The sequence below is a fragment of the Thermoproteus thermophilus genome (assembly GCF_055392855.1).
In genome coordinates this window covers 903,147-925,483 of sequence record NZ_AP042466.1, presented here as the reverse complement: position 1 = coordinate 925,483, position 22,337 = coordinate 903,147, and the positions used below count along the sequence as shown (strand labels likewise).

Sequence of the window (22,337 nt, the reverse complement as noted above, 5' to 3'; positions counted from 1 at the left end):
TCCCCGCGGCTCCTGAAAGACGCTTGTGTAGAGTAGCCCTCTGGCGAAACCGATTGGTGCGGGGGGTGGGATTCGAACCCACGCAGGCCTACGCCACAGGGTCTTGTGGGCCGGCTGCGCCGAAAGCCCTGCCCCTTTGACCTGGCTCGGGCACCCCCGCTCGTTTTTCCTTACTGCTGAAATTTTAAGCTTTTTCGCAACTCGAAGACGCGAGAATAGGCTACGCATAGCTCTGCCTAGAGCGTGTCACTTGAGTTATCACTAAAGCCGAGGCAGTTGAGCGAGGACGGGCGAGACAGCTATTTTAAACTCCTGCGCATTAGGGCTCAAGTATTGCGAAAGGCGCCCGCCCGCCGCGCGAGGCTGGGCGGAGCTCGGCAAGTCGCGTATGCCCCGAAGGTGAGGCCGTTGGCTGATCGGGATGTGGGGCGAGGGGGGCAACAGTGACGCACTATACCACTGTGACTGTCACAACGACGGCAAATGCGCCTACCGTAACTGTGACTAAAACCGTAACGTCGACGGCCACTACCTACACCACATACACGGCGACGACTTGGACGACGACTGCATCTACAGCGACGACAACTACCACAGCGGTGGCAGGCACCACTACCGTTACAACGACAACGACGGTCTGGTACACAGAAGTATTTCACACCACTGTGACCTTAACAGCGACGAGTTGGTCAATAGTATCTACAGTTTGCACAGTTATAACCGGCACGTGTGGCGCTTCGTATGCCAGCCCGCCGGGCGTCGGCATTTCTAAGCCAGTTGTGAAATTTGCCGCCGTCGGCGTATCTAAGCCAAGCGTTGTAGACAACGTCGTCGGCGTTTCTAAGCCAGTCTCCAAGGCCGTTGGAGGCGTTGCAGGATACGGCGTTTCTAAGCCGTCGCGTGTGGGCAAGTTGAGCTTCGCCGCCGCGCCTGCCTCCGGCGTCTGCACGGTGACTACTACTACGACGGTTACTACGCCGACCACAACTACGTCGACTGCATACACCTGGATAACTGTCACAGTCACCGGAACTGTGACGACGACAGTCACCTACGCCCCCGGCGCCACTACGGTTACAACAACTACTACGACCTGGACGACGACAATACCAACCACGACGACGGTTACTGAGACGACTGCTGTCTATACCACAGCTACCCAGACACTTTATACAACAAGTACTGTCACATCGACGGTGACAGTGACAAGTAACACTTACACCGTAATTACATATACCACTACAACTACAGTGACGAGCACAACTGTAGTCTGCACAGCAATAATAAATACATGTGGTACTACTAGTACTACTAGTTGTGCATCATGTACAACTACAACTATATGTCCAGTACCTACAACGACGTCGTCGTCAGCGGGTGCAAGTTTTGTTTCTGCAAAGCGCGGCGTCGGCGAGGTGGCGCCTGTCTTGTTGGCCGCCCCTATCATGGCGGCGGCTGTGATGCGCAGGCGTTAATACATGAGCACTTTTTAAATCGGCACAACTTTTTTCCCATGTTCGACTTGTTGGACAAGAAGGAGAAGGCCGTCCTCGTCGCGTTGATAGCCGTCGCGCTCGTCGCCGGCCTCATCGGAGGCATGTTGGCCAAGCCGACGACTACTGTCACCAAGACGGTGATCGCCACAAATACGACGACTGTGACCACGCCTAGAGGCCAGGTGTTGTGGGCCGACTTCAAGTACAACGGCACCCACTGCGTGATCACGGTGCATCTGCCCTACGCCTTGCCCTTGAAGTACGAAGTCGAAGGAGGCTGGTACGTGTACTTCGGCATTTGGTACAGCAACGGCTCGTTTAACCACCCGCCCATACTGGGCAGGACCAACGGCACTGAAATACCCTTCACATTCCGGTGCGCCCGTGAGGGGAAGTACTGGCGCCTCTACTCCATCTACGTGTATAGGCACTTCGGCAACAGGACGTACTACGAGGTGGGACTATTCGACCGGCCCCTCAACGACGTCCCCGTGGAGAAGCCGCTGAACATAACCGTATCTGTGATATACGTAATAACTACAGCCACCGGCGCGGACTTCCGCGACGCCATGAGCCGCTTAGGCTTTTCCCCTAGCCAAATAGGCGGCGTCCCGATACTAGTCTGGCCGACTCCGTAACCCCATTTTTCCCCGTTCCTTATCCCCCCATTTTTTGGGTCTCTATGCGTATGAAGTGGTGGTTCCCTGCCTTAGCAGTGGCGCTGGCCGTAGTGGCCATAACCGCCGCCGTTTTGCTGTCTCTGCCGAGGCCGAACGCCTACCTCTGCCTGGGCAACACGCCGGCCGTCTTAGACGCCGTGAGGCTGGCCGAGAGGGGCGCGTTCCAGGTCTTTCTCTACTACAAGGGGTGGGTCGTGTGTATAGCAGTCCACGTCCGGGAAGATGTCGTGATGCAGTCCGCCTACACAGTGGGCTCCCCCGGCGCGAGGGTTGTCGTGGTGTACTTCACAGACCCCACTTGTCCCTACTGCGCGCTGTTTCACGTAGACTACGGCGAGGCGCTGCGGCAATACGTGCAGAACGGCACCGTCTTGCTGGCGGTTAGGTACTTCCCCGCCCACACGGCGTCTCTCTCCGGCGAGCTTTTCAACGCCAGCGTGGCGACGTGGCTGGCGCTTAGATGCGTATACGAGAGGGAGGGCGGAGAGGCCTTCTACCGCGCCCTCGACGAAGTGTTTAAAATAGCGGCCTCCCACATTAGAGCCGGCAACGACACATACCCCTTGGCCCAGTGGGAATACGCCAAGACTCTCTGCCCAGTCAACGCCACAGACTACGTCCAAGTCGTAGCGGCGGCCCAGGAAGAGGTCTTCAAAACCGCAGAGGAGTTGGGAATACCCAGAGATGCGATAGGCACCCCCATGTTCATAATATTCCGCCGCCCATGGCCCCCAGACGTCGCCTGAAAGCAAACCATCCTGACTTTTCCTATCTTCGGCGTCTTTTCGACAATTCCTGAATTTTCAAATCCGCTGGGTTTTGCGCCATGTAGGAATTCCTGAATATCCTACCGGCGTAAATTTCGACAAGTCAGGAGAGGTCAGGAGCCGCCGAAAAAACGGCGAGGACAGGAAAGTTCAGGAGGGCGTTGAGTCCATGGCGGCTTGTGCTATCGCGGCGTGGGTCTTCGCCCCTCTCAGCTTCACCTCTCTCCCGTCGCATATCACTTCTATCTCCTCTTGCGAGGAGACGGCGTATATCTTAACCTTGGCGGGCTTGGCCCAGTCGGCTAGGGTCACAAGAATGATCAATTTAAACCCACACAATTCTAGACGCATGAGATGCGAAAGAGGCCCGCTCGCCGCGCGGGGCTGGGCAACGCCCCCCGCCCGGCAAGCCGTGAACCGCCCCGAAGGTGAGGCCGTTGGCCGATAGGAGATGTAGGGTGAGGGAGCGCGAAGACGCGGATTGCCTCAGCCGATCAATGTTTTTATAAATTCGCGCACAGCCGCACGTGGCCGTCCCCAGGGTCAGGACGTATGTGCCGGGCCTCGACGAGATACTCTACGGCGGAGTGCCCGAAAGGAGCGTCGTGCTGCTCAGCGGGGGACCCGGTACGGGGAAATCCATCTTGGGCAAACAATTCCTCTTCAACGGCCTCAAGAGGGGCGAGGCCGGCGTCTTCGTAGCCTTGGAGGAACACCCAGTGGCCGTACGCCGTAGTTTTCGCCACTTCGGCTGGGACGTCTCCCAGTACGAGCGCGAGGGCAAATTCGCCGTAGTAGACGCGTTCACCGGCGGCGTCGGGTCCGCCGCGCAGAGGGAGAAGTACGTGGTGAAGCAAGTAGACGACGTTCACGAGCTCAGCGACGTGTTGCGGCAAGCGATAAGGGATCTGGGCGCCAAGAGGGTCGTCGTGGACTCGGTCTCGACCTTATACTTAACTAAGCCCGCGATGGCCAGAGGCACGATAATGACGTTGAAGAGGGTGATAGCCGGGTTGGGATGCACGGCGTTTTTCGTCTCCCAGGTGTCCGTAGGGGAAAGGGGCTTTGGAGGCCCCGGCGTGGAACACGCCGTCGATGGGATAATAAGGCTGGACCTAGACGAAGTGGACGGGAAGCTCTACCGCTCCATAATAGTGTGGAAGATGCGCGACACGAAGCACTCCATGGTCAGACACCCCATGGAGATAAAGGACACGGGGGTCGAGATCTATTGGGACAAATACATAAGGCTGACGGGGACCTCCGTGAGGATAGACGGCTTGCCCAAGGAGGATGTCGAGGCCATGAGGAGGGCGGTCGAGGAGGCCGAAAAACAACCGAGGAGGATAGAGGTGGAGGGGGAGGAGTGATGTCGATTCCCCTAAAGCCCGTAGGCAGAGAGGAAATACGCAAGCTCGAGTCGGCCTTGCTCGTGATGTCTTTGTTGGACAAAGAGGCCTTGGAGGCCATGAGGGATCCGGCCGCCCGCTTGACCTGGGTCGACTCGCTCTACACGGCGGCCGCCGCGCTCGCTAGGGAGAGAGCCGGCGTCACCGCGTCGAGGATAGCGGAAGAGCTCGGCGTCACCGAGGCCACCGTGAGGCGCCATCTTAGAGGCGAGACCAAGGCCGGGCAACTGGTGGCCAAGGCGTATGAGAGATTGGCCAAGGAGGGCTTCAAAATCGAGCTACCGCCGGAGCTGGGAGGGCGCGACTGCTCGCAAATAGAGGAGCTGAGGGCAAAGCTGGAGAACGTCAAGAGGGCTTTAGCCGAGATATTGAGCCTGCTCCCCCGGGGCTCCGCCTAGCCGCGGGATCGGAGAGGCTACTGAAAGGGCCGTGAGGAGTCGTTGCGCTCATATATTTAGGCCATGTTTCGCACATGGATTTCGCCTCTGCGATGAGGCGTATAGAGGAGGCGCGGCCTCGCCACAGGTTGGACATAGGCGATCCCGACGTCCCTCCTCCTCCCGAGCTGGTCGAGGCGTTGAGGAGAGTCGACGACTTGCACTACGGCCCGCCCGAGGGCCTCCCCGAGTTCAGAGAAGCAATCGCCGAGATCTTCGGCGTAGAGCCCGACGAGGTGGTGGCCGTGGCGGGAGGACGCCACGGGCTCGCCGCGCTTATGTGGCATTTCCGCAAGAGGAGGCTCCTCACGCCATCGCCTTTCTATCCCGGCTATTTCGAGATAGCGAGGGTTTTCGACATAGGGCTCGAGCTGGTCGAGGCCGACGACGGCTGGTTGCCGAGCTTCTCGGAGCGGGGGGTCTACGTGGTCAACTACCCCAATAACCCCACCGGCGTCGTGTTGCCCAAGGAGAAGGTGAGGGAGCTCGTCGACGTGGCGGAGTTCGTAGTAAGCGACGAGATCTACAGGGACATAGTCTTCGGGGAGTTCACTTCGCCCTTGGAGTTATCCCCAGACGTCGCCGTCGTTTACTCTTTCTCTAAAGTCTTCTCGGCGCCGGGGTTGAGGATAGGCGCCGTGATCGCGCCGAGGGATGTGGTCAGAGAAGTGGCGCGATTCAACAAGGCCACTATAAATGTGCCGCCCACCCACGTCCAAAAGGCCGTGGCCTCGGCGATCGGCGCGCTCCCGCGCCGCAGGCGCGAGGTCTCCGAGGTGTACGGCAAGAGGGCCGAGCTAGCCGCCGGGACCTTAAGGCTTCCTTTCGTCAAGCCCTCGGGGGCCTTCTACGTGTTCCCCCGCGCGAGCCCGGACTGCTTCGAGAGGGCGTTGGCGGCCGGCGTCTCAGTCCTGCCGGGCGATCTTTACGGAAGGCCCGGACACGTGAGGATAGCCTTAGTCGAGCCCGAGGAGGAGTTGACGGAGGCCCTGGCGTTATTGAACGACGTCTGTAACAAATAAAGAGGCGGCCAATAGGCTTCATGGACCCGCGAGATCTGGCCAAGCTGGTCTTGGTCTCGAATCCGGCCTTAGCGGGGGACAAAGGCTATTTCGTGGCGACGAGGATAAACCTCAAGAGGGATAGATACGAGTCGTCCATATGGGAGATCGACGTCTCGAGCCGCGAGGCGAGGGTATTGTTGCCCGGGCCTACCGACATCGCGCCGCTCCCCAAGGGCTCTAGAATTGCGTTTCTGTCGAGGAGGGGGCTCGGCAAAAAGTCGAGGGGGATGGGCCTTTGGGTCCTCGAGAGGGGAGGCGCTCCGAGGAGGCTCGCGTACTTCCCGCTGGGCGTTCTCGACTTCGGCTGGTCCCCCGACGGGTCGAGGCTAGTCGTCGTGGCGTATAGGGGAAAGCCCGAGCCAGACGTGAAACACGTCGAGGGCCTCCCCTTGTGGGTTAACGACTTCGGGTACGCCTACAACGTGGAGTCGCACTTGTACTTGGTCGACGCCCAGAGCGGCCTCAAGGTGCAGATCACCGAGGGCTGGGCTAGGGTGAAGCACGCCTCGTGGAGTCCCGACGGGAGGTACGTGGCATATACGGTGGCCAAGGATCAGCTGAGGCCTTACCTGGTCGACTTAGTGGTCTACGACGTGAGGACCAAGGAGCACAAGACGTTGGCCAAGGGGCTCGTGTCCGACCACCACATAGCTTGGAGCCCTAAATCGGACGCTATCGCCGTGTTGGGCCACAAGATGCAACGGGGCTTCTCATCGCATAACAGAGTCTACGTCTACTGGCTAGACGGGACAGAGCGCTGTCTCACGTGCGGGTTCGACAGAAACGCTGTGAACACCCTCAACAGCGACGTAAGAGGGCCCAGCTACTCGCAAGTCGTCCAGTGGAGCGGCGATTTCATATATTTCATGGCCACGGTGGGAGGCTCCGCTGAGCTCTACAGAGTGAGCCTCGGCGGCGAGTTGGAGAGGCTAATAGGCGGCGAGGGGGTCGTCGACGAGTTCTCGGCGGAGGGGGAGAGGGTGCTCTACACATACATGACGGCCGACTCGCCGAAGGAGCTCTACATATACGAAGGCGGCAAGTCCGAGAAGTTGACGAGCTTCAATGACGCGGTCAAGGAGGCCCTAGGCTTCGCGAGGCCTGAGCGCTTCTCCTTCAAGGCCAGCGATGGCGTCGAGATAGAGGGCTGGGTCTTAAGGCCCAGGGGCCAGGGCAAGACGCCTTGGGTCCTCTACATACACGGAGGCCCCAAGACGGCCTACGGCTGGAGCTTCATGTTCGAGTTCCAGCTGCTCGCGTCTAGGGGCTACGCCGTGGTCTACACCAACCCGAGGGGGTCCGACGGGTACTCGGAAGAGTTCGCTGATATAAGGTGCAAATACGGCGAGAGGGACTACTTGGATCTCATGGAGGCCGTGGACTACGCCTTGAGCCGTTTCGACTTCCTCGACGAGAAGAGAGCCGCTGTCGCCGGCGGGTCCTACGGCGGTTTTATGACCAACTGGATAATAACCCACACGGACCGCTTCGCGGCAGCGATAACCCAGAGATCCATCTGCGATTGGATCTCCATGTTCGGCACCACGGACATAGGATGGTATTTCGTCGAGGACCAGATCTGCTGTACGCCTTGGAGGGACAGAGAGAAGTGCTTCGAGAAGAGCCCGTTGTTCTATGCTAAAAACGCCAAGACGCCGACCCTAGTGGTGCACTCCATAGAGGACTACAGGACTTGGCTAGATCAAGGCGTCGCCTTCTACACGGCTCTGAAGCTCAACGGAGTCGACGCGAGGCTTGTGTTGTTCCCCGGGGAGTCGCACGAGCTCACTAGGAAGGGCAAGCCGAGGCATAGGGTCGAGGACTTAAGGCAGAAGCTGTATTGGCTCGAGAAACACTTGGGAGGAGGCGCTAAAGCTTAAATCCAGCGCGCCACCTGGCTATATGGGGTACTAATCTGCGCCACGGTCCTAGTGGAGAGGGCCAAGGACTTGGAGAGAGCCTTGAGAGCTCCCGTGAGGTGTATTGAGGCTCGGCTGGACCCATATAGGGAGGAGCCGAGGGCTTTAGTCGAACTGCTCGGGGAGGCGACTAAGGGGAAGACGTTGATAGTGACGGTCAGGTCGGCCGCGGAGGGGGGCTTCTTCAAGGGCTCTGAGGAGGAGCGGTTGTCCCTCTACTTGAAGGCCCTCGACGCGAGCCCCCATTACGTGGACGTCGAGATGTCCTCGAGCATAGCCGAGGAGGTGTTGAAGGCCAAGGGCAAGGCCAAGGCGATCTTGAGCAGACACGACTTCGAGAAGACGCCGGAGGTCGAGACGTTGAGGGCTTGGGCCCGCGAGGCGGTCTCGAGGGGGGCCGACGTGATGAAGATAGCCACTATGGCCAAGGCTTGGGAGGACAACTTCAAGGTGCTATCGCTCTTATCGCCCGAGAGGCCCGTCGTCGCGTTCGCCATGGGCCCCCTCGGCCTTATGTCGAGGATCTTCGCCCCGTTGATGGGAGCGCCGTTTACGTACGCCGCGCTCGACGCGCCGGCCGCGCCCGGCCAGTTGAGCTATGGCGCCATGGAGGCTATATATTCTGCGCTTGGAGTATATAGCAATTTCTCGTCGCTTAGGGATATGAGGACGGCGCTGGACGCCATAGATTCCGCGCTTATGCATCTGCTCAAGCTTAGGCTCGAGGTCTGTAGAGATATCGGGAGGGTGAAGAGGTCGTTGGGGCTTTCGATCTACGACGACAGCAGGGAGGAGGAGGTCCTAAAACGCGCAGGCGATTTCAAACAGCTCTTCGACTTGATAGTCCAGATGTGCAAAGCTGTGCAGATAGTGGCCGTTTCCCCCTAGGCGGTCGTCCCATATCGCGCCTAGGGAGTCCCGCCTCGTCCACGGCCGTGGGGTCGTGGATAGCAGTCGAGCTCGACATCACGGGTCTCCCATCTAGGGAGACGCCAGGGCTCGGAGCAACGTCCCCATCGCCTTGGCGGGCTCTTATGGGTTCCAGACGGCAACAACATCGCGGTGCCGTAACACCTACTCTGTTGCGCCTCCCGACTTGAGCATTGTGGGTTATTGGGTTTTTATGCGCTGGGCGCATTTAATGCGCTCCCAGGGTTTACGTAGACCGCCAACACGCCGTATTCTTTTGCCTTATACTCAACTGCCCTCTGAACGCTGGGTTAAGTATTGGATTTGTCTCTCAAGAGGCCTCCAAGGCGTTCGCCCGTGTCCCCGGCGGCGTCACTTAAGCAACTCCTTTAACATTTCTATAAGCCTCAGCGCTCCTTCTCTATGCTTGTCGAAAGACTCTCTTCTAAGAAAGCCGTGGTAGAAATTTGCGTAGAGTTTCTCGGCTAGGCTAAACAACGTGGAGTACTCGGGGTTTCTCGTCTCCTCGACCAAGGCCTCTACGACTTCCCAAAAGTCTCTGTGCGTGTAGTGCGGTAGGCCTCTCCTCTCGGCAACGGCGCTTAACAAAATCGGCATAATCGACCCCTAGCTGACGCCCAAGAACCTCAAGACCGCCTCGCGCATCACGCCTTTGTCCGGACTCACGCCCAGCCATATCTCCTCAGCCGCAGCCCCTTGCTCCACCAATATATCAACGCCGTCGACGACCCTCACGCCCAGCTCCTCCGCCAGCTTCACCATGGCTGTCCTCGGCGGGTTGTACACGAACTCCACGTAGGCCTTGGCCTCGTCGAGCGGCGCCAAGACTGCGTCGTGTATCGGCGTGGCGTTGATCACTACGTCGGCCCTCGGGACTTCGTTGAGCCCAACGCCCGCGGCCTTCGCCCCGAACTTCGTCGAGAACTCGGAGGCGAGCGCGGCGGCCTTCTCCTTGGTCCTATTGGCTATCGTTATCTCGGCGGCCTCGGCCTTAACTGCGGCGTAAACGGCGGCCCGCGCGGCGCCGCCTGCGCCGAGGACTAACACCCTGGCGCCCTTCATGAACCTCCCCGCCAGCCTGTAGACCGCCAAGTAATCCGTGTTGTAACCCACTAACAAGTTCCGCTCCACCTTGACTGTATTAACGGCGCCTACGGCCCGGGCGTCCATAACCACGCCGTCTAGGTACTTCGTTATCTCCTCCTTGTGGGGTATAGTCACGTTGAATCCTCTGAGGTTGAACCGGGCCAGCTGGGCGAAGCAGCCGAGCTCCCCCCTCGGCACGTCGATAGCTATATATACCGCGTCGACGCCCAACGCCTTGAACGAGGCGTTGTGCATCGCCGGCGAGGCCGACTTATCCCTCACGCGTTCGCCTATCACCGCGAAGAGCTCCACGGAGTTTTCCGGAAATCTAAAATTAATAATCCCTTAACATAGCCCGTGTCCTTCTTCGGCAGAGAGCTCCGCATAGCCACGTTCGGCGAATCGCACGGTAGGGCTATAGGCGTGGTGGTGGACGGAGTGCCCGCGGGCCTCCCCCTCACCGAGGAGGACATCAGGAAGGAGCTCGATCGGCGCATGTTCTGCAATATCCCTGTGTTGAACCCGCGGTGCGAGCCCGAGGAGTTCGAGATCCTCTCGGGCATCAAAGACGGGAGAACCCAGGGGACTCCCATAGCCATAGTGATCTGGAACAAAAAGGTCATCTCGAGCTACTACGACGAGCTCTGGAAGAGGCCTAGGCCCGGCCACGCCGATCTCGCATACTACCTCAAATACGGCGATAACTACGACCACAGAGGCGGGGGCAGAGCCTCGGGCCGCACCACGGCGGCTCTCGTAGCGGCCGGGGCCGTGGCGAAGAAGCTGTTGTCTATCCTCGGCGTCGAGGTGGCCGGCCATATCGTGGAGCTCGGCGGCGTGCAAATATCCAAGGAGTACAGCTTCGAGGACATCAAGGCCTCTTGGACTAAGCCCATCCCCGTCGTGGACGACGAGGCCCTTAAGGCGATGCTCGACGAGATAGTGAAGGCCGTTAAGGAGGGCGACTCCATCGGCGGAGCGGCGGAGGTATGGGCAGTCAACGTCCCGCCGGGGCTCGGCGAGCCCGTCTTCGACAAGATAAAGGCCGATTTGGCGAAGGCCGCTATGTCCATACCGAGCTCAGTCGCCTTCGAGATAGGCGCCGGGATTAAGCTGTCGAGGATGAGGGGAAGCCAAGCGAACGACCCGATAGTGTTGAAGGGGGGTAGAGTGGGCCTCGCGACGAACAAGGCGGGAGGCCTCCTCGGCGGCATAACCGTCGGCGAGCCCGTGTGGTTCAGGACCTGGTTCAAGCCGACGCCGTCTGTGAGGAAGCCCCAGAGCACAGTGGACCTCTCCAAGATGGAGCCCTACAGCTTGGAGTTCAAGGGGAGATACGACGTGACCACTGTGCCCAAGGCGCTCGTGGCGCTGGAGGCCATGACCGCGTTGGTCTTGGCGGACCACGCCCTGAGGGCGGGGCTAATAAGGCGCGATAGGCCGCTTTCTTGATGCGTTGCGCCGAGGCTTGCGCTTGGGGAGGCGGAAGCGTGATAAACGCCATAGCGTTGGGCATAGGCGCCTCCTTCCCGATCTCGCTTAAGGTAATCGCGAAGGTCTGCGAGAGCGACGAGGATCGCGTATCCTCATACGCCGACGTGGATCTCTCCCCGATGTACAAGGCGTTGGCGTTGTTGAGGGAGAGGTTCAAGTTCGGCGAAGTGCGCGTCGAGTTCGCTGGCGATCTCCCCGCGGCCGGCGGCTTGAAGTCGAGCAGCGCGGCCATGAACTCCTTGATACTCGCGTTGAACGAGCTCTTCGGGCTTGGGCTGAGCCGTCTAGAGGCGGCTAGGTTGAACGCGCGGGTAAGCAAAGCCGTGGGCATCAGCGTCACCGGCGCCTTCGACGACGCGGTGGCCTCAGCGTTGGGCGAGTCCTGGCTCACGGACAACTCGGAGAACGCGCTCTTGAGGAGGCTGGACGTGCGGGGCCGCGCAGTCGTGTTGATACCGCGTTGGGGAAAGGGCAGAGGGAGGCTGGAGGAGATGAAGCTCGTGGCGCCAGCCGTGAGGGCCGCCGTGTTGTACGCCCTCAGAGGGGATTGGAGGACGGCCATGGCTATCAACGCGGTGGCCTACGGCTTCGCCTTGGGCTACGACCCCACGCCCACTTTAGAGGCGGCGAGGCTGGGCGCCGTCGGCGGCGTCTCTGGGACGGGGCCGTCGCACGTCTTCGTGACCGACGAGCCCGAGAGGCTGGAGGCCGCGTTGGCCCGTTTCGGCGACGTCATAAAGGCCGAAATACCCAGAGGCCCTTGCCGCGTCACCTAAGCGTTATCCTCCTCGCAACGCCTCCTATCTCGACGCGGGTCCCCAAGGCGTCTCTGGCCGCGGTCCTTCTAAGCCCGTCCACCTCCGCCTCAGAGTACTGAGCTCCGAGGACTATCAGCTCCTCCAACTCCACGAGATCCCCGGACAGCTCCACGAGGTTCCCGGCCGACCTCACCTCGAGCGCCAGAGGCCTTTCCCCTTCGCCGTGGTATATACGCCAGGAGCCCTCGCCGTACACCATGAGGAAGCCGTCGCCTAAAATCGCGGAGCCTCTTCTAATGTACATGGGCAACCCGTCGGACGATTCGATCCAAGACGGGCCGAGCTGGACCACGCCTGACCAGTAGTCCATCCACACGCCGCTGGGCAGATAGACAGACCTCTTGGGGCTAGGCGATAGGTGGGGCGCGACCAAGATATAGGGCCCCACCATGTACTCGTCGTCTATCTTGAACGCGTCCTCGTCGTCGGGGAACTCCAAAGCGAGCGGCCTCAGTATGGGACGCCCCGTGAGGTGCGATTCCCAGGCCAAGTGCCATAGATACGGCAAGAACTTGTACCTAAGCCTTATGGCCCTCACCACGGCCTCCCTATGTCTGGCCGGAAGCGCGAAGAGGTCCGTGTCGTTCCCCTCCCTCCCCTTATGCGCCCTGAAGAACGGGAAGAACGCCGATGCTTGATACCAGCGCACCACTAGCTCCGGGTCGCTGTGGCCGGCGAAGCCGCCTATATCGGCGCCGACCATGTGCACGCCGGACGCGGAGAGGCCGAGGACCGCCATGAGCGCCGCTCTGAGGCCCTCCCACGACGCCACGACGTCGCCTGTCCAGACGGCTGCGTATCGCTGTATTCCAGCATAGCCGGCGCGGGTCAAGACGAAGGGCCTCTTCCCGGCCCTCGCGATCCCCTCGTACGTCGCCATGGCCTCGAAATAGGCGTACGCGTTGTGGACTTTCTCGTGCCTAACGGCGCGGCCGTCGTCAAGCTTGTGGACGGCTCCGGCCGCCGTCCTCTTGAGCAGCTCCTCCTTCCGCAAGGGCCCGGGCTTTAGGCCGAGCGCCGCGGCCTTTCTTAGCTCGGCCCAGCCGCTCGCGAAGAGGATATCGCCGTCCATATTAGTGGGCTCGTTCATGTCGATCCAGAGGCCGTCCACGTCGTATTCCCTCACGTACTCCTCGACTAGTTTAGCCCACCACTCCCTGGCCTTCTTGTTGAGGAAGTCGGGGAGGGCGGAGAGGCCCGGCCACCCCCTCACTAGGTAGAGCTCTTTGTTCTCGGTAGTCAAGAAATAGCGAAGGCCCTCCTCGAAGACTCTGTAGCCGGGCTCGGCCTTGACGTATGGGTCCAGTATCGTGATCACCCTCACGCCCTTCTCGTGCAACTCAGCGATGAGCTCGTGGGGGTTCGGGAACTTGCGCCTATCCCACGTGAAGATCCTCCCCCCGTCCGTGTGGTCTATGTCCAAGTACACGGCCTCAAGAGGCGCCTCCTCGGCCACCTTGTCGACGACCTCCAACACTGCGTTTTGAGGCTCGTAGGAGAACCTCGATATCTGGTAGCCGAGGGCCCACTTCGGGGGCAAGAAGGGCCTCCCGGTTATCTCCGCGTAGGTCTCGAGCACCTCCATGGGCGTGGGCCCGAATATCACGTAGATCTCCGGCTTGTCCTCGACCTCTATGTTCACGGCCGAGTACTCCTTAACGCCTATGTCGAACACCGAATAGGCCGGGGAGTTGACCAAGAGGCCGAAGGCCTTGCCCCTCCTCACGAACACAGCCAACGGCACAGAGACGTAGAGCGGGTCCATGAAGGGGAGGTGCGCGTACGCGTCGAAGTTGAACATTACGGCGATCGTCCTCCTCCTGTCGACGGGCATCGCCCTCTCGCCTAGCCCCAACACGTGCTCGTCTAGAGCCAAGGGCTTCCAGATAAGGGTCTTCTCCCCCTCCACCGAGATCTTGAACACGACGTCTATTCCGCAACAACTGGCCTTGACGACATCCCCCGCCGTCTCGACTTGGGGGACGGGCTCGCCTTTCGGGAGGTCGAACTCTACGACGGGCCTTTCGTCGAGGCGTATCCTCAACGTCTTTTTGCCCAACTCGTACTGCATGCGATAAAAATAGGGCGTATTTATAGGGCATGTCCTGTCGCGTGCTACGCTGGGTCGCCGACGGCTATTTCGGCGCGGCGGCCGAGGTAGAGGTCTGCGCGGAGGCAGGCGCCGAGTACCTCGTATCGCCTCTAGGCGGAGGGCTCCCGGGCGCGTTCCCCCTCGAGCCCCGCGGCGGCGTCTCGTGCGCCACGTTGAGGCTGCCGCCTGGGCGCTACGAGCTCGGCGCATCGGCCACCGAGTGCGTCGTGGAGCCGCCCTCGGCGTTGTTCCACGCCCCTTCGCCGTATTACGTGGGAGTTTTCGGCGACGAGGTCGAGGTCAGGGCCTACGCGGCCGAGCCGCCCGAGGTGTGCGGCCGCTCGTACTGCGCGCGGGGCGAGGAGTTGATCTCGATAGGGAGGCGCGCGTTGTACAGAGCCATCGTCGACGGGCCTCCCTACGCGATCGAGTGTTGCGGCTTGAGGATCGAGGTGGACGAGGTGAGGCCCTTTAGGAGGCCTAAATGGGCGCCGCTCGTTATGTACGAGGTAATGCCCGATAGGGTCAAGAAGAGGCTCGACTGCAGAGATCTGAGGAGGGACCTCTGCGGGGGGACCCTCGATGACCTATCCGATCTGTTGGACTACGCGGCGCAGTTAGCCGACGCCATCTACCTCCATCCCATATACAGAGCGATGAGCTATCACAGATACGACGTCTTGGACCACATGTCGGTGGACGAGCTCTTGGGAGGGCTCGAGGCTTACGAGAGGCTCAGAGGACGCGCCCGCGGGAAGGGGCTGGGCGTGGTGTTAGACGTGGTGTTGCACCACGTCGGCTTGAAGTCCAAGCTGTTCAAGGAGAGGAGGGATTTATTCCGCGTGAAGGACGAGGAGGCCGCCGAGCTCGCGTTGAGAATCGCCGAGACGTTGCCGAGATCGTTCTGGCCCTTGTTCCTCAAAGGGGATCCGCCCTACGAGACCTTCATGAAGGTCTGGGCCATGCCCAAGCTCGACTACAGGAAGCGCGAGGTCCTCGAATACGCCGAATCGGTCTTGGCCTTTTGGTCTGGCAAGGCGGACGGCTTCCGGTTCGACGTAGCCCACGGCGTACCTCCAGAGGTCTGGGCCCGCCTCCTGGGCCCGTACGCTGAGACGCACTACTTGCTCGCGGAGCACACCGGCGATCCCGCGGCTTATTTGGGCGCGTTCCACGGCTTCACGGCCTACGAGCTCTACAACGCCTTGTTGGACTTCTTAGCCTTGGACAAGATAGACGCGGCCCAGTTCGCGGCACGCGTCAAGAGGTACCTCGCCAGAGTCGGCCCCAACCAGTTGAGGTATATGTACACCTTCGTCGAGAACCACGACACGGACAGGTTCTGCTCGCTCGCGGGCAAGAGGAGGGCCGTCCTCGCCTACGCGTTCATATACTCCATGCCGGGCGTCCCGGCGGTATACGCGGGGGGCGAGGCTTGCGCCAAGGGCCTCGCGGCCGACCACACCAACAGAACGCCTCTCGACGAGCTGAGGCCCGACCCGGAGCTCCTCGCGGCCCTCGAGGTCTTGTACCGATTGAGGAGGCGTTATCCCGAAATCGCCGAGGGGCCCGTGCGGGAGGTGTTCGGGGAGGGCGATAGGCTGTTGTTGAGGAACGCCTCGATAACGCTGAGGTTGGACAGGCGCGCGGAAAAAGCCGAGGTGAAGGCGCCGGATGGGTACTACTCGCTCTAGGCGCCGACCCGCTCCACTAGCTTGTTGGTGAGCCTGGCCGCGAAGCCCTCGAGGCTTTTCCTGAGCTCGAGCGCCAGCTTCTTGACCTCCTCGTCCTCTATTAAGTCCTCCACGTTCTTCACCTTGACTATCCCCTCGTTGGCGAACACCACAAGCTCGAGGAGGGCCGCGTCCGTGTTGTTCTTGTAGAGCTTGGGCCCCACGGATTTCTGGAAACAGCTCAAGTGGACTGCGCCCTTGTTGGTGAACGTGAACAACTGACCCTCCACTACGTCCTTCCCGCAGACGTAGCACGTCCAGCGCTTCATGGCGTATTCGCGTTATGCGTTTAAAAGTGAGGATCGCGACGGGCGCCTCCTCTTCTACCCTCGAGCCGCCCCGATTCGAAACCGGCCTCGCCGCTCCGGCGGCTGTTCGCCGAAAGTTCCAGCGCTCTCCGGTGGGGGGAAAATAAGCGTTGGCGATAAATTGGCTCTGCGGAGCTTCTCCATGCCCACTATCGTCATCATAGGCAGGGAGTCCCCCGCCGCCCGCCACGCGGAGGCCTTGAGGAGGGCCGGCGTCAAGGTGGCCTTGGTCCCGGGCTCCGACGTTATCGTCTACACGTACGACGAGAGGAGAGGGGGGTCGATAGAGGTGGTGGGGGAGGAGGCACTGGAGTATCTGGAGTCCTACCGCCTCAAGGCCTTGAGCTCCTCCTCGTAGGACTCGAGATTGGCCACTAAGCGGTCCAGATCGCGCTCGACTACGCCCAACGACGGGTCGAACGGCGACTCCATGCCCGGCTCCCAATCCTCCTTGGGCCAATATATGAAAACCCTCTTGTGGGCCGTGTTGAGGGCGTAATTTATCTCGGCGAACATCCCCCTGCTCAAGGACTTGCCCATGAACGGCCTATACGCAGCCACTGCGTCCGATTGTTGTATATAGCGGAAGTCCTTGTAGCGTATCATGTTGTCGAGATCGCGCAGGACCTCCTCTACTTGATCTCTAGGTATCCTTATGGGGTAGAGATCCTCCTCGTCCCTACACGCGGGCTCCACGCCGGCCGGCACGTTCCACACGTCCTCGGCTCTGACCTCCACTGCGTCGCCCTTGGAGTTGGCCAACGCTGTCCTCAAGGCCCTCTCGTCCACCATGAGGGGGTCGAAGGCCACGAAACGCCAGTGCATGCGCCTTCTGAACTCGTCTATCTCGGCCCTGGCCTCCCTCTTGTCCCTCACGGCGGTTATGGGGAAGGAGAGGTAGACTCTGAGAACCCCCCTCTCGAAGATGAGCTTGTAGAACGTCGATGCCGGGTGTTTCACGGCCACTACGTAGTTGTCCACGCCGAGCTCCCGCGATATTATGTCGGCTAGGAGTATAGTCGTGTTCCGCCAAGCCACTATGTCCTTGAGCCTGAAGTCGGCCCCGGTGCGCCTCCCTCTCTCCTCCCGCATTTGGACCCTGCGCCACATCACGTGCTCCTCCTCTATGAGGGTTATCACGATATCGGGCTTCAACTCTCTGAAGTGGGAGAGGTCGAAGGCCGGGAAGAAGCGGCTTCTGTTGAAGAAGGGCAAGTTCATGCCCACCAGCGCGTTCTCGGGGCCTTCGTCCGAGAGGCGCTTGAGCATCCTGACGAAGGCGGATCGCCACTCCTCCTCTTGCCATCTATAATCGTCGCTAGACAGAAAAGCCACCCAGTCCACCTTGGACTTCAAGAAGTCTTCCAAGAAGTACACCGCCAGGGCCCGCCTCGCCTCCCTATCCTCCGGATCCTCGGGGAGGCCCCTCGCGCGGTAGAAGTACTTGGCCACTGCCGCGATGGCCTCCCTCATGTTGACGCCCGTGGGCCCCAAGAACAAGGCCCTCACGTCGTATTGAAAACTCCGTAATATAAGTTACAGGCGCGACCGTCGGCGGGCGCGCGGCGGTTGGGCTATCTCCAGTCGGCTCGCGCACAACCGGAGCTCTACAGCGCTCTAAAATTTTTAAAACCGTATATACTTTGCCGCGGGGCCCGTAGCTCAGCCTGGTAGAGCGGCGGAGGCGAGGCCGCCGCGGCTCTTAACCCGTAGGTCGTGGGTTCGAATCCCACCGGGCCCGCCTTGTCTCCGCGCGTTGAACCCTCTCTTGCTGGGCTGCTCCACGTCCTCGTATCGGCCCTAGACACTACGAGGCCGCGTAGACCTCTCGGCGCTAGCGTCTATGTAGCCCAGAGCGTGCTTTTGCCGACGGGTATATAACAGCGGGCAACACGTCGTCGACGCGTTCGCGGAGCTCCCTAAGAGGCAACAAGGCCAACACGTCCTTGTACCTAACCCCCCTTAGCCCCCTCCCTCCCACTAGGTAGGCCTCCACCTCGGCGAAGGCGCCCCTCGCCTCCTCGAACGTCGAGGGGTTCAAGGAGTCGTCGTAGCCGTCGGTTATCACCACGAGCTTGTACTTCTTACGCAGACGCGCGGCCTCCTCCACGGCCGCCGCGACGGCCTTGGATATGCTCGTCCCGCCCGAGGGCGTCACCTTTAACAAGAGCTCTATCACGTCCTCCGACTCGGGCTTGTGGACCTCGACGTCGAATAGGCGGAGCAAAGAGCCCTTGAACTTACGCCACAGAGCTATGGCCAAGGCCGCCGCAATCGATATCCGCCTCATCCCCAGCTCCGGGACCACGTCGTACATGGAGCCGGATTTGTCGAGCAGTATGTAGAGGGGAGGCCTCTTGTTCGCTGAGTAGAGCTTGACCGCGAGCGTGGAAGTGGCCAGCTTGTAGGCGAATAGAGGGCGTGCGGCGGAGTAGAGGGCCTTGGTGGCGTTGGTGGCCCTCCTCAACGCGGAGATCGAGCCGTGCCTCACCCCTTCGATCGAAATATCGCCGACGCCGCCGCCCTCCTCCGGCTCCTCGACGCCTATTTTGGAGACTAGCTCCGCCACGTCGGCGATTACGTCAGCCAGCTTCGCCCTGGCGGGGTCGGCCGCTATGGATATGGCCAAGGAGGCCGGATCCCCCGATCTGCCGGTCCCCAACACCTCGGCCAGCCTCTTGAGCGAGGCGTACAGCTTGTCCGCGTCCGCCGGATCCCCCATGAAGCGCCGTATGTTCCTCAAAGCCTCCGACCACCTAAGCCAAAGCCCTCTCCCCAGCCAGAACCTCCCGCGCCCCGCCTCGAGGGAGTCCAGAAACGCTTGGTACGCCCTTAAGAGCCGCACTGCGGCCTCTCGGGAGGCCCTCGGGTTCAAGCGACACATGGGCCCGAGCGTCTTGTAGTAGCTCGACTCGGCGTAGGTCCTAACGAAGCGGGCCCAGACCTCGCTCGAGGCCCTTCCGCCGAAAATGGGCTTCCTGTAGTGCAAGTAGAAGGCGTCGATGGCCTCCTCCTCGCCGACGTATCTAGCCGAGGGGAGGCGCCTCAGCACATCCCTGGCCCTTAGCTTGGCGAGCGGGTCCTCGTAGTCGACGTTTAGCAGAAGGCCCACGTTAAAAAAGTGGCGCCCATTAAACGTAGTGCTCGGCAGATCCAGATATCTGTTAATAGGGTTCGTGGTCATGTGTTTCAACTCCCTATATCAGTATACTTGGAATATACTGGCCCCGCTCCTCGGCGCCGAGCTGGGCGTGGGCGCAGTGCTCGCGGCCGCTGGCTTCTCGATCTACGTAGTGGCGTCCACTTTGGCACAGCCGTTCGGAGGGGGGCTAGCCGACGTTAAGGGGCCGAGGGCCGTGGGCGTGGCCGCCGCCCTCTTGTCGGCGTTGGGCTTCTTGGGGGCCGCGCTGTCGCCTAATCTGCCCGTCCTCTACGCCTTCTGGGCCTTGGGCAGCGCGGGCGAGGGGGTCCTCTACGGGATAGCCTTCAACTTGGCCGTCAAATGGTACAGGGACAACATGGGGCTGGCCACGGGGCTCGTGTCCTTGGGCTTCGGCCTCGGCTCGGCCGTGGCCAACCCCATCATAGCGGCTGTCGGGAGCTTTAAAGCCGCCGCGTTGGCGATAGGCCTCGTCGAGGCGGCCGTCTTGCCGACGCTCATGGCCATCGTCGACTACCCCGCAGGGCTCACGGGGAGGACGCCGTTGCAGATGGCCAGAGACGCGAGGTTTTGGCTGCTCTACGCCTCCTACGCCCTCGGCTCTGTCCCCCTCTTGACGTTGGCTTCGTCTTTGTATTTATTGAGCTCGGGGCGGGAGCTCGTCGTCTTGGCCTCCGTATATCCGCTGGTAGTGGGCTTGGCGCGGCCCGCCCTGGGCGGCTTGGCCGACCGGTGGGGCGTCTTCAAGGCGCTATACGTCGCGCTAGCCGCCTCGACCCTAGGCGCCGCGCTCTTCGCTGTAGGCGCGCCGACGGCGGGCACCGTGTTGATAGGCCTTTTCGGCGGCTCGCTCATACTCCTCTACTTGAACGCCTCCAGCAAGATATTCGGCGCGAGGTACGCGACGGTCAACAACGGGATCCTCTACACGGCCAAGGCCGTGGGCGGCGTGTTGGGCAGCTTGGCGTTCAGCTACATATACGCGACGGCGGGAGGCTCGGCGGCGGTCCTCTTCGTGTTGGCCTCGTCCGCCGCCGCCATGGCGATGCTCGCCGCGGTGAGCCGCGGCCGTTAAGGGCTTGGTCGGCTCGGCGGCCTTGCGATATTATTCTTGTATAATTCTCGCACTTTTAATTCCCGCGTAATGGAAATCACATGAGCGCAGAAACGGCCAAAAAAGCGGGATCTGCGATAGCCAAGACCGTCGTCTACATAATCATCTACGTGATAGTGTCTGCGGCTGTCCATTACCTCATGAGCACGCTCTTGCCGCAATACAACATACACGCTCAAGGCTACGAGTCCTACGCGCAGATACTGTTGGCGCTGGCGTTCGGCTTCCTCATCGTGTCGGGGATAGCCGAGTTCTTCTATTGGACCTTGAGGGCCAAATACGACCACCCAACGGCGGCCTCGATAAGGAACGTCGTTAGGATACTCGGCATCGGCGCGTTGGCCGCCTCGATAGCCGGAGGAGCCGCCGGCGGCGCAGCGGGGGTGGCCCTCGGCGGCTTTATAGGCATCGTCATAGGCTTCGCGACGCAACAAGTATTGAGCCAAGCGGTGGCCGGCCTATTCCTCTTGATAATTAGGCCTTTCAAGATCGGCGATTTGGTCAACATAGCGGGCGAGGACGGCGTGGTGGAGGACGTGGCCACTTTGTTCACCACGGTGCTCAAAAACGACGGCACGAGGGTCTTGATACCGAACAGCGTTATTATAGGCAATAAGGTCTACATAAAGCCGAAGCAGTCTAGCTGATAACAGCCGCTGTCCTTGTCTGAGGACCCCCCTTTTTAGCCTCTCAGTTATAGAGCCTTATTGCAGTCGTGAGGGTGTCAGCGAGACCTTCCAGTACCACGCGCCTCTTGCCGTTACGTCCATAAGCCGGCCGTACGCTTTAGCGGCACTCGTGCAAGACGATGGGGGCTCCAGTGAGGGCGGCTCGCCTTGTCGCATACAGGCGCTTCTGGAGCGAGAACAGGATCTGCGGGACGCGAGGTCTGGGAGCACATTTTGCCCTAGACCTAACGCGCTGCTTCGGGCGCCTTACGGTTAGGGGTTTGTGTATGGCATATATAAATACTCTTCTGATTGCGGGAACGTGGAGAGCGCAATTAGGGAGGAGTTAAATACTTTTATAATAGAACCGCAGGACAGCCCTCGTCGGGGATCAGCCCCTCGTACCCCCTCAGCTGTTAAAAACCATGAGGGCCTTGGCGACGACGGCTAGCCGCCCAGCTGGTAGCAGACGTAGCCGCCGCAGTCCACTTGTCGGATGACCCCTCCTTTTTTCAGCCTCTCCAAGGCCTCTCTGAAGTACAAGAACCTCTCCTCGAGCAGCTCGTTGCCGTACCACTCGACGAACTTCTCGACGATTTTGTCGAGAGTCCAGAGCTCTTGTTTCTCCTCGCGCATCATCCGCACTATGAAGCTCGACATATCCTCCAGCGCGGTCCACGGGTATTGGTACCAGTACCAGTCCTTGATCTCGACGGCGTAGAAGTCAGGCACGTACTTCGTGGTGCTTGTTATGACTTGGAGGGCGGCCGTCTTCACGGACTTGGGCCTACAACACCTCTCCACGACCTCCTTGGCTAAAATGACGCTGTCGCCCGTGTCCACTATGTCGTCCATCACCAACACCTCCTTGCCCGATAGGTCCACGGAGAGGCCGTACTTGACGTAGGCCTTCTCGGTCACTTGCGCCGCGCTGGGCCAATGGACTACTTGGACGCTGAGCAAGTCCTGGACCCCCAGGAAATCGCAGAGGAGCCTCGCCGGCACGTACCCCCCTCTGGCCACTGCGACGACCACGTCGGGCGTCCAGCCGCTGGCCCTTATAACGTCGGCGAGTTTCCTCGACCACGCCACTACCTCCTCCCACTTGACCACCTTGACGGGCACCTTGGGCACTTATCGACCAGATATCCGGCCCTTTTAT

At 60.6% G+C, this 22,337-nt stretch carries 23 protein-coding genes and 2 tRNA genes; 14 read left to right on the top strand and 11 right to left on the bottom strand.

What is annotated here, in order from left to right; all coding sequences use genetic code 11:
* Nucleotides 1–54: 54 nt before the first annotated feature.
* From ACZ5PA_RS05500 to ACZ5PA_RS05490, 3 genes are all read right to left on the bottom strand, one after another.
* Nucleotides 55–160 (bottom strand) — tRNA-Leu (locus tag ACZ5PA_RS05500).
* 495 nt (nucleotides 161–655) lie between these two features.
* On the bottom strand, nucleotides 656–1,021 hold the full coding sequence (locus ACZ5PA_RS05495) for a hypothetical protein (protein WP_464929338.1): 366 nt from the start codon (nucleotides 1,019–1,021) through the stop codon (nucleotides 656–658).
* Between the two features lie 195 nt (nucleotides 1,022–1,216).
* Complete coding sequence (locus ACZ5PA_RS05490) at nucleotides 1,217–1,447, bottom strand: hypothetical protein (protein WP_464929337.1); 231 nt, start codon at nucleotides 1,445–1,447, stop codon at nucleotides 1,217–1,219.
* 66 nt (nucleotides 1,448–1,513) lie between these two features.
* On the opposite strand from ACZ5PA_RS05490, the gene ACZ5PA_RS05485 reads away from it, so the two are divergent.
* Nucleotides 1,514–2,134 (top strand): hypothetical protein, encoded by a 621-nt coding sequence (locus ACZ5PA_RS05485; protein WP_464929336.1) that lies wholly within the window; start codon nucleotides 1,514–1,516, stop codon nucleotides 2,132–2,134.
* Nucleotides 2,135–2,184: 50 nt separating this feature from the next.
* Nucleotides 2,185–2,922: a thioredoxin domain-containing protein gene (locus tag ACZ5PA_RS05480; RefSeq protein ID WP_464929335.1), complete on the top strand. Its 738-nt coding sequence runs from the start codon at nucleotides 2,185–2,187 to the stop codon at nucleotides 2,920–2,922.
* Nucleotides 2,923–3,093: 171 nt separating this feature from the next.
* Here the strand turns inward: ACZ5PA_RS05480 and ACZ5PA_RS05475 are convergent, their stop codons facing one another.
* The gene (locus ACZ5PA_RS05475) at nucleotides 3,094–3,294 is read right to left on the bottom strand and encodes a hypothetical protein (protein ID WP_464929334.1); all 201 of its coding nucleotides are present in this window, start codon (nucleotides 3,292–3,294) and stop codon (nucleotides 3,094–3,096) included.
* A 176-nt stretch (nucleotides 3,295–3,470) separates the two neighbouring features.
* On the opposite strand from ACZ5PA_RS05475, the gene ACZ5PA_RS05470 reads away from it, so the two are divergent.
* The 5 genes from ACZ5PA_RS05470 to aroD all read left to right on the top strand — a co-directional run bounded on the left by ACZ5PA_RS05470 (nucleotide 3,471) and on the right by aroD (nucleotide 8,660).
* The gene (locus ACZ5PA_RS05470; RefSeq protein WP_464929333.1) at nucleotides 3,471–4,313 is read left to right on the top strand and encodes a KaiC domain-containing protein; all 843 of its coding nucleotides are present in this window, start codon (nucleotides 3,471–3,473) and stop codon (nucleotides 4,311–4,313) included.
* Nucleotides 4,310–4,750, top strand: a complete 441-nt coding sequence (locus ACZ5PA_RS05465; RefSeq protein WP_464929332.1) for a regulator — start codon at nucleotides 4,310–4,312, stop codon at nucleotides 4,748–4,750. Before ACZ5PA_RS05470 ends, ACZ5PA_RS05465 begins: the two co-directional genes overlap by 4 nt.
* Nucleotides 4,751–4,824: 74 nt before the next feature.
* Nucleotides 4,825–5,811, top strand: coding sequence for a pyridoxal phosphate-dependent aminotransferase (locus ACZ5PA_RS05460; RefSeq protein ID WP_464929331.1), 987 nt, complete (start codon nucleotides 4,825–4,827; stop codon nucleotides 5,809–5,811).
* A gap of 20 nt (nucleotides 5,812–5,831) precedes the next feature.
* Nucleotides 5,832–7,733: a S9 family peptidase gene (locus tag ACZ5PA_RS05455; protein WP_464929330.1), complete on the top strand. Its 1,902-nt coding sequence runs from the start codon at nucleotides 5,832–5,834 to the stop codon at nucleotides 7,731–7,733.
* Nucleotides 7,734–7,784: 51 nt separating this feature from the next.
* Nucleotides 7,785–8,660, top strand: coding sequence for a type I 3-dehydroquinate dehydratase (gene aroD / locus ACZ5PA_RS05450; protein ID WP_464929329.1), 876 nt, complete (start codon nucleotides 7,785–7,787; stop codon nucleotides 8,658–8,660).
* A gap of 393 nt (nucleotides 8,661–9,053) precedes the next feature.
* On the opposite strand, the gene ACZ5PA_RS05445 is transcribed toward aroD, so the two are convergent.
* Nucleotides 9,054–9,299, bottom strand: coding sequence for a PaREP1 family protein (locus ACZ5PA_RS05445; protein WP_464929328.1), 246 nt, complete (start codon nucleotides 9,297–9,299; stop codon nucleotides 9,054–9,056).
* Between the two features lie 9 nt (nucleotides 9,300–9,308).
* Nucleotides 9,309–10,043, bottom strand: a complete 735-nt coding sequence (locus tag ACZ5PA_RS05440; protein ID WP_464931227.1) for a shikimate dehydrogenase family protein — start codon at nucleotides 10,041–10,043, stop codon at nucleotides 9,309–9,311.
* Between the two features lie 102 nt (nucleotides 10,044–10,145).
* On the opposite strand from ACZ5PA_RS05440, the gene aroC reads away from it, so the two are divergent.
* Together aroC and ACZ5PA_RS05430 are read left to right on the top strand one after the other, a co-directional pair.
* Nucleotides 10,146–11,240, top strand: coding sequence for a chorismate synthase (gene aroC, locus ACZ5PA_RS05435; protein WP_464929327.1), 1,095 nt, complete (start codon nucleotides 10,146–10,148; stop codon nucleotides 11,238–11,240).
* Nucleotides 11,240–12,058, top strand: a complete 819-nt coding sequence (locus ACZ5PA_RS05430; protein WP_464929326.1) for a shikimate kinase — start codon at nucleotides 11,240–11,242, stop codon at nucleotides 12,056–12,058. The genes aroC and ACZ5PA_RS05430 overlap by 1 nt, the downstream gene beginning before the upstream one ends.
* Here the strand turns inward: ACZ5PA_RS05430 and malA are convergent.
* Nucleotides 12,051–14,171 carry an alpha-glucosidase MalA gene (gene malA, locus ACZ5PA_RS05425; protein WP_464929325.1) on the bottom strand — a complete coding sequence of 707 codons (2,121 nt, stop codon included), beginning with the start codon at nucleotides 14,169–14,171 and terminating at the stop codon, nucleotides 12,051–12,053. The genes ACZ5PA_RS05430 and malA overlap by 8 nt on opposite strands.
* A gap of 29 nt (nucleotides 14,172–14,200) precedes the next feature.
* On the opposite strand from malA, the gene ACZ5PA_RS05420 reads away from it, so the two are divergent.
* Complete coding sequence (locus ACZ5PA_RS05420) at nucleotides 14,201–15,886, top strand: alpha-amylase family glycosyl hydrolase (protein ID WP_464929324.1); 1,686 nt, start codon at nucleotides 14,201–14,203, stop codon at nucleotides 15,884–15,886.
* On the opposite strand, the gene ACZ5PA_RS05415 is transcribed toward ACZ5PA_RS05420, so the two are convergent.
* On the bottom strand, nucleotides 15,883–16,194 hold the full coding sequence (locus ACZ5PA_RS05415) for a DUF2175 domain-containing protein (RefSeq protein WP_464929323.1): 312 nt from the start codon (nucleotides 16,192–16,194) through the stop codon (nucleotides 15,883–15,885). The genes ACZ5PA_RS05420 and ACZ5PA_RS05415 overlap by 4 nt on opposite strands.
* A gap of 181 nt (nucleotides 16,195–16,375) precedes the next feature.
* Between ACZ5PA_RS05415 and ACZ5PA_RS05410 the strand changes: the two genes are divergently transcribed.
* Nucleotides 16,376–16,591, top strand: coding sequence for a hypothetical protein (locus ACZ5PA_RS05410; RefSeq protein ID WP_464929322.1), 216 nt, complete (start codon nucleotides 16,376–16,378; stop codon nucleotides 16,589–16,591).
* Here the strand turns inward: ACZ5PA_RS05410 and ACZ5PA_RS05405 are convergent.
* Nucleotides 16,558–17,742: a hypothetical protein gene (locus ACZ5PA_RS05405; protein ID WP_464929321.1), complete on the bottom strand. Its 1,185-nt coding sequence runs from the start codon at nucleotides 17,740–17,742 to the stop codon at nucleotides 16,558–16,560. The two genes, ACZ5PA_RS05410 and ACZ5PA_RS05405, sit on opposite strands and share 34 nt — an antisense overlap.
* 142 nt (nucleotides 17,743–17,884) lie before the next feature.
* On the opposite strand from ACZ5PA_RS05405, the gene ACZ5PA_RS05400 reads away from it, so the two are divergent.
* A tRNA-Lys gene (locus ACZ5PA_RS05400) sits at nucleotides 17,885–17,974 on the top strand.
* Between the two features lie 93 nt (nucleotides 17,975–18,067).
* Here the strand turns inward: ACZ5PA_RS05400 and ACZ5PA_RS05395 are convergent.
* On the bottom strand, nucleotides 18,068–19,345 hold the full coding sequence (locus ACZ5PA_RS05395) for a vWA domain-containing protein (protein WP_464929320.1): 1,278 nt from the start codon (nucleotides 19,343–19,345) through the stop codon (nucleotides 18,068–18,070).
* 28 nt (nucleotides 19,346–19,373) lie between these two features.
* Here ACZ5PA_RS05395 and ACZ5PA_RS05390 point away from each other — a divergent pair, with 28 nt between their 5' ends.
* Both ACZ5PA_RS05390 and ACZ5PA_RS05385 read left to right on the top strand, forming a co-directional pair.
* The gene (locus ACZ5PA_RS05390; RefSeq protein ID WP_464929319.1) at nucleotides 19,374–20,468 is read left to right on the top strand and encodes an MFS transporter; all 1,095 of its coding nucleotides are present in this window, start codon (nucleotides 19,374–19,376) and stop codon (nucleotides 20,466–20,468) included.
* A gap of 80 nt (nucleotides 20,469–20,548) precedes the next feature.
* Nucleotides 20,549–21,154 (top strand): mechanosensitive ion channel domain-containing protein, encoded by a 606-nt coding sequence (locus ACZ5PA_RS05385; RefSeq protein WP_464929318.1) that lies wholly within the window; start codon nucleotides 20,549–20,551, stop codon nucleotides 21,152–21,154.
* Nucleotides 21,155–21,622: 468 nt separating this feature from the next.
* Here ACZ5PA_RS05385 and ACZ5PA_RS05380 read toward each other — a convergent pair whose 3' ends face one another.
* Nucleotides 21,623–22,309 (bottom strand): phosphoribosyltransferase, encoded by a 687-nt coding sequence (locus ACZ5PA_RS05380; RefSeq protein ID WP_464929317.1) that lies wholly within the window; start codon nucleotides 22,307–22,309, stop codon nucleotides 21,623–21,625.
* Nucleotides 22,310–22,337 lie beyond the last annotated feature (28 nt).

Coding starts and splice junctions, on each gene's coding strand:
- ACZ5PA_RS05460 (WP_464929331.1), top strand. CDS start 4,825: ATGGATTTCGCCTCTGCGATGAGGCGTATAGAGGAGGCGCGGCCTCGC.
- ACZ5PA_RS05445 (WP_464929328.1), bottom strand. CDS start 9,299: ATGCCGATTTTGTTAAGCGCCGTTGCCGAGAGGAGAGGCCTACCGCAC.
- ACZ5PA_RS05455 (WP_464929330.1), top strand. CDS start 5,832: ATGGACCCGCGAGATCTGGCCAAGCTGGTCTTGGTCTCGAATCCGGCC.
- ACZ5PA_RS05430 (WP_464929326.1), top strand. CDS start 11,240: ATGCGTTGCGCCGAGGCTTGCGCTTGGGGAGGCGGAAGCGTGATAAAC.
- ACZ5PA_RS05490 (WP_464929337.1), bottom strand. CDS start 1,447: ATGATAGGGGCGGCCAACAAGACAGGCGCCACCTCGCCGACGCCGCGC.
- ACZ5PA_RS05475 (WP_464929334.1), bottom strand. CDS start 3,294: ATGCGTCTAGAATTGTGTGGGTTTAAATTGATCATTCTTGTGACCCTA.
- ACZ5PA_RS05415 (WP_464929323.1), bottom strand. CDS start 16,194: ATGAAGCGCTGGACGTGCTACGTCTGCGGGAAGGACGTAGTGGAGGGT.
- malA (WP_464929325.1), bottom strand. CDS start 14,171: ATGCAGTACGAGTTGGGCAAAAAGACGTTGAGGATACGCCTCGACGAA.
- ACZ5PA_RS05385 (WP_464929318.1), top strand. CDS start 20,549: ATGAGCGCAGAAACGGCCAAAAAAGCGGGATCTGCGATAGCCAAGACC.
- ACZ5PA_RS05480 (WP_464929335.1), top strand. CDS start 2,185: ATGAAGTGGTGGTTCCCTGCCTTAGCAGTGGCGCTGGCCGTAGTGGCC.
- ACZ5PA_RS05410 (WP_464929322.1), top strand. CDS start 16,376: ATGCCCACTATCGTCATCATAGGCAGGGAGTCCCCCGCCGCCCGCCAC.
- ACZ5PA_RS05485 (WP_464929336.1), top strand. CDS start 1,514: ATGTTCGACTTGTTGGACAAGAAGGAGAAGGCCGTCCTCGTCGCGTTG.
- ACZ5PA_RS05420 (WP_464929324.1), top strand. CDS start 14,201: ATGTCCTGTCGCGTGCTACGCTGGGTCGCCGACGGCTATTTCGGCGCG.
- ACZ5PA_RS05440 (WP_464931227.1), bottom strand. CDS start 10,043: ATGCACAACGCCTCGTTCAAGGCGTTGGGCGTCGACGCGGTATATATA.